The sequence below is a fragment of the Rhodococcus sp. (in: high G+C Gram-positive bacteria) genome, assembly GCF_049286785.1.
GTDB lineage: Bacteria > Actinomycetota > Actinomycetes > Mycobacteriales > Mycobacteriaceae > Rhodococcus_F.
In genome coordinates, this window is the sequence record NZ_JBAQEO010000117.1 from 1 (window position 1) to 6,871 (window position 6,871).

The following is a 6,871-nucleotide window of genomic DNA, read 5'->3' on the forward strand; positions in this document are numbered from 1 at the left end:
GTGCGCGGCGAACTGGTCCGAGTGCTGCACCGGTGGCGCTGTGCGCCTTGGGTATGGCGTTTCCGTGTGACCACGGCGCGGAGAATCTCGGCGGCCTCATGTGGCCGTCGCGGTACTGACTGCGCGGCTCACCCCGCGGACACTGGCAGTATCCGCGGGGTGAGGAACACGGGGTGAGGAACACGGGGTGAGGAACACGGGGTGAGGAACACTCCGGCACAACCGATTCGAACCGTGCCGGCGCCACCGATACCTAGGCGTTCGCGGACGCTTTCTGCTCGGCCAGTTCCGCATGGACCGCGGTCATGTCGAGGGCCTTGATCTGGGTGATCAAGTTCTCGAGGGCGGCCGGGGGAAGGGCTCCGGGTTGGGCGTAGACGAGCACACCCTCGCGGAACGCCATTATCGTGGGAATCGACTGGATTCCGACGGCAGCGGCAAGTTCCTGCTCCGCCTGGGTGTCGACCTTGGCGTGCACAATGTCGGGGTGCGCCTGCGCTGACTTCTCGAAAGTCGGGGCGAACGCCCTGCACGGGCCACACCACCCCGCCCAGAAGTCGACGAGCACGATGTCCTGGCCGGAGACGGTGGATTCGAAGTCCGCGGCCGTGAGGTTCGTGGTGGTCATGAGGTGGTCCTTTCGCTGATGTGTATCGAGGATGCTGCTGAGTCGGTCAGGCCGGAACGTGTGCCTCGGCCCATTCGTTGTAGCCGCCGACCAGATCTGAGACCCGCTCGAAGCCCTGCGCGCGGAGCAGCGACGCGGCCACACTCGACCGCCAGCCACCGGCGCAGTGCACCACGATCGGCCGGTCGGTGGGCACCTGCTCGAGCCGAACCCGCAGCTGCGCCAACGGGACCGCGATCGCCCCGGGAATGACCCCGGAGTCGCGTTCGCCCGGGTTGCGGATGTCGACCAGGGTGACCGCGTCGGCGGCCAACAGGCGGTCCAGCTCCTGCACGGTGGTACGCGGCGCGGTCCGCACCAGGTCCGCGAGCTCGGTCGGGAACACTCCGTCGACACCGATGTTGAGATAGCCCGCAGCATTGTCCGAGCCGATCCGGGCGAGCCGCAGTGCCGCGTCCTGTTCCTCACCGGGGTACGTGATCAGCACGATGCGCTCCCCGACCTCGGCGACCATGCCGCCGGTTTCGGCGAAGCGGCCGTCGAAGCCGACGTTGACCGACCCCGCCAGGTGTCCGGCGGCGAAGTCCTCGACACTGCGCGCGTCGAGCACCCGGGTCCCGGCCTCGAGCTCGGCCCGAACCTGGTCGGGGGTCTGTTCCGGAATACGGCGCGCCTGATCGAGCAACGGATGCATCGTCTTGTTCAGTCCGGCATCGACCGAGAAGTACGATGGTGCCGCCGGCTGACCGTCGATCACCAACGCCACGAACGCGTCCTCGGTCATCGGTTGCACCGACGGGTTCGTGGCCCGCTGCTCGCCGATGGTGGAGGTCAGCTCCTCGGACAGGTTCTTCCCACAGGACGAGCCGGCACCGTGCGCGGGCATCACCGTCACCACATCGGGCAGGGTCAGCAGCTTCTCGTGGATGGTGTGGTACATCGCCTTGGCCAGATCCGAGGTGGAGCTGTCGCCGATGTTCACCAGGTCGGGGCGGCCGACGTCGCCGATGAACAGTGAGTCCCCGGTGAGAACCGCTGCGGGGGTGGCACCGGGATGCTCACGTACCAGCACACTGATCGATTCCCAGGTGTGTCCTGGAGTGGACAGGATTTCCAGGTCGACGTCACCGAGGGAAAGGTGTTCACCGTCGGCGAGGCGGCGGATCGGGTAGTCGGCCTCCGCGGCCTCACCGAACCCGATCCACGCGCCGGTCGCCTCGAGCAGTTCCAGGTGCCCGGACACGAAGTCGGCATGGAAATGGGTGTTGATCACACCCTCGATGGTCAGACCCAGTCGCTGTGCGTCGTCAAGATATTCGGTGACGTCGCGGCGCGGGTCGACCACGACGGCGCGACCGGTGCTCTCGTCGCCGATCAGGTACGACGCATGCGACAGGCACTCGATGTAGTACTGCTCGAGAATCATCGCGTTTCCTCCGTGTGGTCAATTTCTCGGGGCTTGCTATGGACAGATTGCCACATACCCCCTAGGGTATGTCAAGTACCCCAAGGGGTATACATCCAGAGAAGAGCCGGATACCCCGCCCGACCAGAGGAGTCACAGATGAGGGAAATCGATATCGCCGCCTTCACCGATGCGTGGAAGGCCGGTGCACCGGTGGTCGACGTGCGAGAGGACCACGAGTACGCGCAGGCACATGTGCCCGGCGCGCAATGGATCCCACTCGGCGAGTTGAGCGCCCGGGTTGCCGAGGTCCCCGACGGAGACATGGTGTACGTGATCTGCGCCTCGGGAAACCGCAGCCTGTACGGTGCCGACATTCTCAGCGGCGCCGGGCGCCGCGCCGTCTCGGTCGCCGGCGGGACAGGTGCGTGGCTGCGCACCGGCAACCCCACCGAGACGGGCGGTACGCGATGAGCATGCTCGACAAGTTCAAGGCGATGTTCGGCAAGCCCTACGAAAGTATCGGCGTGGCGCGAGCCCGAGAACTCCTCGAGTCCGGGGCAGTCCTCGTGGACGTCCGGTCGGCCGCCGAGTTCCGGTCCGGCCATGCCTCGGTCGCCCAGCACTGCGAGCTCTCCAAGGTGCCGTCACAGGCGACGCGGATAGTACGTGGCCGTCCCGTGGTGTTCGTGTGCCACTCGGGCATGCGCTCGGCGAGTGCGGCCCGAATGTTCGCCCCGAATGCTCAGGCCCCGGTGGCCTCGCTGCGCGGCGGCATGATCGCCTGGGAGCGGGCCGGAGGCCGGGTCGTGACGGGAAGGCGCCGATGAGCCGGACGATACTCGATACCACACCCACCATGAGCGCATCCGTTATGAACACAACTCCGAACAGAAGGGTCGACCCATGACAACACAACCCGCGATCGCCGCCGAGTCGACCGCGTTGGTACTCAACCGCCTCCGCCGAGCGCAGGGCCAGCTCGCCGGGGTGATCACGATGATCGAATCCGGTCGGGAATGCCGTGACGTGGTGACACAACTCGCCGCGGTCTCGCATGCCCTGCACCGAGCCGGCTTCAAGATCGTCGCAGCTCAGCTACGTCAATGCGTTCTCGACGAGCAGGACACCAACTGCGCCGACCGACTGTCCGAGGAAGAACTCGAGAAGCTCTTCCTGACCCTCGCCTGACCGCCTCGAACGGCGACCGAGGTCCTGCGGTCCGCTTACCTCGAAAAAGGAAGCGAGAGAAACGACACAGGACATGATCGGTTCAGAACATTCTTGATCTACAGATACCCCATGGGGTATATTGATTTCACCCACCATCCCTGGAGGACCACCATGTGTTACCCCGTCACCTGCTCGACCTGTTCGAAGACCACCTGGGGAGGCTGCGGTTCGCACGTCGACAGCGTCATGCGAACCGTCCCTGCCTCCGATCGGTGCGACTGCACCGAGAACTCTGCTCCCCCCGCGAAAGCAGGGTTCTTCGGCTCAATTTTCGGCCGCTGACCCAACGCGACCTCGGCGGTGCGCACATGACGCACCACAACGCAGTCGACACGGAACGAGAAGGAATGTCAGCTCAGTCCGACGAAAAGACCTGGGATGAGCGTTACCGCTCCAGGGGCCCCGTGTGGAGCGGCGATCCCAACACTCACCTCGTCGCCGAAACCGCTGAACTCACCCCCGGTACCGCGTTGGACGTGGGATGCGGAGAGGGTGCGGACGCGATCTGGCTGGCAGGTCACGGCTGGCAGGTCACAGCGGTCGACGTGTCCGGCGTCGCCCTGCAACGAGGCGCCGACCATGCCGCTCGAGCAGGGGCCGAGATAGCCGATCGCATCAGCTGGCTTCACGAAGACATCACGACCCGGCAACCCGGCCCCGTCCGATATGACCTGGTCAACGCCCAGTACATGCACTTGCCACCACAACCGCGAGATTCATTGTTCCAACGGCTGGCGGACTCGGTGGCACCGGGCGGCACCCTGCTCATCGTCGGCCACCATCTCTCGGACCTTCAGTCCGGCGTGCCGCGCCCGCCGCTACCCGAGCTGTACTTCACAGGCGACGACATCGTCGAACTTCTCGAGCCGGACAAGTGGGACGTCGTCACCAACGCCGCCCCCGCGCGGTTGGTCTCCGACCCCTATGGACGGTCCGTTACGATCCACGACACGGTTTTCCTGGCGCGACGCCGCTGACGGCGTCCCGCCCATGCGCCAGAGGTTCGAACGACGTACGCCCGATCCGAAGGGAGGAGATGATGATGATGGTTGTCGAGCAGTGCCGTCCCCGCCGTCACCGTCGTAGACCCTCGGTTCCCGAGGATCGCGCGGCCGGCCTGTGATCGCAGTCATACCCTCATCCCAGGCCGGCACGCCAGGTCATCCCCTGGTCCGCGCGCGGGTCGCCCTGTGGCGCCCGACCGGCGACGGCTGGCTCGCCCAGCTCACCCGGTTCGCACTCGTCGGAGGGTCCAGCAATGCCCTCTACGCACTCGCCTTCCTCTTCCTCACCGGATACGGATCTTTCGTCGCCAACACAGTCGGGGTTACCGCCAGCACGGTCCTCGCGAACGAACTGCACCGTCGGCATACCTTCCGGGCCGCAGACCGAGTGCATTGGTTCGCTGCGCAGTGGGAGGCCGGCTCACTGGCACTGGTCGGGCTGCTCCTCAGCTCGCTGGCGCTCGCCCTCCTACATCTGTTCGTACCCGCCGCCACGGGAATGACGCAGGCACTCCTGGTGATTGCTACCAGCGCCGTCATCGGCGGCCTGCGATTCCTCGCCCTCCGGGGTTGGGTCTTCGCCCCTGCAGACAAACCTCGGGTCACAGTCCACTGACTCGAATGGATGCGGTCGGATACGCAAATCGTGCATGGTGAATTGCCATCGCGAACCGGCGTGTTCGACGGATTCATCGAAACCGAGAATGGCGCCGGGGCGCCGATATGCTCGACGTGTCCCGATACGGTCCGAGATGGCGGACGTGATATTCAGGCCGTTATTCGGCGCGGTGACAGGGGATATCACAGCGGTGATCCACAGGAGTCTCACCCGGTCGCACCCCCGCCCCGATCGGGCACCGTGCCACCCGGGAGGACGAGATCCAGAACCAGGACATCACACCTCCTGGCCAAAAGTACCCCTGGGGGTATATATTCAGAGCACGAAACTGCGATGCAGTGATCCCCTGGTGCCCACCCCTTGCCCGGAGCACATTGCAGCCCTTGATATACCCCCACCCGTATAAGGAGTTCGTGTATGAGCGAGAACAGCCCCGGCGGCGATCATCCGTCGCTGACGAAACCCCCGAAGAGTGCGAGTGGCGCACCGCCCTCGACGCTAGGGGGCCCGATGGCGCACCTGGGTTCAGCCATGGCAACACACGCCAAATGGGTATTCGGCGTCTGGGTGATCGTGCTGATTGCCCTGGGTGCAGCGGCCCCGAGCGTATTCAGCTCACTGGCCGGCGCCGGCTGGCAGGCCAACGGTTCGGAATCGGTGCAGGTCCGCGAGCTCGCCGAGGAACACTTCGGCGGTAACTCGTCGGCCGCCGTCCAGGTGGTAGTGCACTCGGACACGCTGCAGGTCAGCGATGCCCCGATGCAGGAGACCGTGGCCGAGGCCACCACCATCTTCGCATCGGATCCTCGATTCGGTGAGATCATCGCGCCGCAGCCGGGCATGTCGATCAGCCCCGACGGACACACCGGCATCATGATCGCCGGTGCGAATGCCAGCACCGACGACATGGTGAAGGCGGTCGACGAACTCAAGGAGGAACTGACCGCACTCTCGGGTGACGGCATCGAGGTGTACCCGACCGGATCCTCCGCTCTGTGGAGCGACTTCAACAAGGCCAACCACGACGCCATGATCAAGGCTGAGATGATCTCGTGGCCGGTGACCCTGGCGATCATGGTGCTCGCCTTCGGCTCCCTCGTCGCAGCCGGATTGCCACTGCTCCTGACCATCGCCGGGCTGGTGGCCTCGGCCGGAGGCCTCGTTCTCCTCAATGAGGTCACCCCGATCTCGGTGTGGGCGATGAACTTCGCGATGATGTTCGCCCTCGCCCTCGGCATCGACTATGCCCTGTTCATCGTGGCCCGCTTCCGAGATGCGCTGAGCAAGAACGCCGACAGGCGGGCTGCGGTGGCCGAGACCATGGACACTGCCGGCAAGGCGGTCGTGCTCTCCGGCATCACCGTGCTGGTGAGCCTGTCCGCAGTACTACTCGTCCCCGCCCCCGCGGTCCGCACAATGGCCGTGGGCATCATGCTCGCCGTGTTCTTCGTCCTGGCCGCCTCCATGACCCTGCTCCCGGCGGTGCTGGCAAAGCTCGGCAGCAAGATCAACGCCGGCGCGCTGCCCTTCGCCAAGCGCCAGCAGCACCGGTCCCCGAAGTTCGAGGCGTGGGGCCATCTGCTGAACAAGCATCCGTGGCCCTTCGCGGTCGGCGCGCTGCTGGTACTGGTCGTGTTGGCCCTGCCGATCCTGGGCCTGAAGGTTGCCATGCCGTCGATCGAGGTCGTCCCGGAAGAGGCCCCGGTCCGCCAGGGTTACGATCTCGTCCAGTCGCAGATGGGTGAGGGCGCACCCGGCATGCTGCAGATCATCACTCCCGCGGCCGATGCCGACGCGGCTGCCACCGCCGCCGCCGGCACCGAGGGGATCACTATGGTCACCCCGCCGCAGCCCGCCATGGACGGCGCCGACTACGTCATGCTGCAAGCCATCCCGGATGTCGACCCCTCGGACGAGAAGATGGGCACCATACTGTCGCAGCTGCGCACGGATCTGCCCGACAGTGCGCTGGTCGGCGGCGC

Annotated in this window: 8 protein-coding genes; 6 read left to right on the plus strand and 2 right to left on the minus strand. The window is 65.7% G+C overall.

The window, feature by feature from the left end; genetic code table 11:
• Positions 1-253: 253 nt before the first annotated feature.
• Positions 254-628 (minus strand): thioredoxin, encoded by a 375-nt coding sequence (gene trxA / locus WAW17_RS04610; RefSeq protein WP_422331831.1) that lies wholly within the window; start codon positions 626-628, stop codon positions 254-256.
• A gap of 46 nt (positions 629-674) precedes the next feature.
• Positions 675-2,054 carry a rhodanese-like domain-containing protein gene (locus WAW17_RS04615; protein ID WP_422331832.1) on the minus strand — a complete coding sequence of 460 codons (1,380 nt, stop codon included), beginning with the start codon at positions 2,052-2,054 and terminating at the stop codon, positions 675-677.
• A 138-nt stretch (positions 2,055-2,192) separates the two neighbouring features.
• Between WAW17_RS04615 and WAW17_RS04620 the strand changes: the two genes are divergently transcribed.
• From WAW17_RS04620 to WAW17_RS04645, 6 genes are all read left to right on the plus strand, one after another.
• The gene (locus WAW17_RS04620; protein WP_422331833.1) at positions 2,193-2,507 is read left to right on the plus strand and encodes a rhodanese-like domain-containing protein; all 315 of its coding nucleotides are present in this window, start codon (positions 2,193-2,195) and stop codon (positions 2,505-2,507) included.
• Positions 2,504-2,863: a rhodanese-like domain-containing protein gene (locus WAW17_RS04625; RefSeq protein WP_422331834.1), complete on the plus strand. Its 360-nt coding sequence runs from the start codon at positions 2,504-2,506 to the stop codon at positions 2,861-2,863. Before WAW17_RS04620 ends, WAW17_RS04625 begins: the two co-directional genes overlap by 4 nt.
• Positions 2,864-2,939: 76 nt before the next feature.
• A complete protein-coding gene (locus tag WAW17_RS04630) occupies positions 2,940-3,224 on the plus strand; it encodes a metal-sensitive transcriptional regulator (protein ID WP_422331835.1) in 285 nt (94 codons plus the stop codon).
• A gap of 389 nt (positions 3,225-3,613) precedes the next feature.
• Positions 3,614-4,243, plus strand: coding sequence for a class I SAM-dependent methyltransferase (locus tag WAW17_RS04635; RefSeq protein WP_422331836.1), 630 nt, complete (start codon positions 3,614-3,616; stop codon positions 4,241-4,243).
• A gap of 145 nt (positions 4,244-4,388) precedes the next feature.
• The gene (locus tag WAW17_RS04640) at positions 4,389-4,886 is read left to right on the plus strand and encodes a GtrA family protein (RefSeq protein ID WP_422331838.1); all 498 of its coding nucleotides are present in this window, start codon (positions 4,389-4,391) and stop codon (positions 4,884-4,886) included.
• Positions 4,887-5,306: 420 nt separating this feature from the next.
• On the plus strand, positions 5,307-6,871 hold a 1,565-nt coding region (locus WAW17_RS04645), incomplete at its 3' end, for an MMPL family transporter (RefSeq protein ID WP_422331837.1).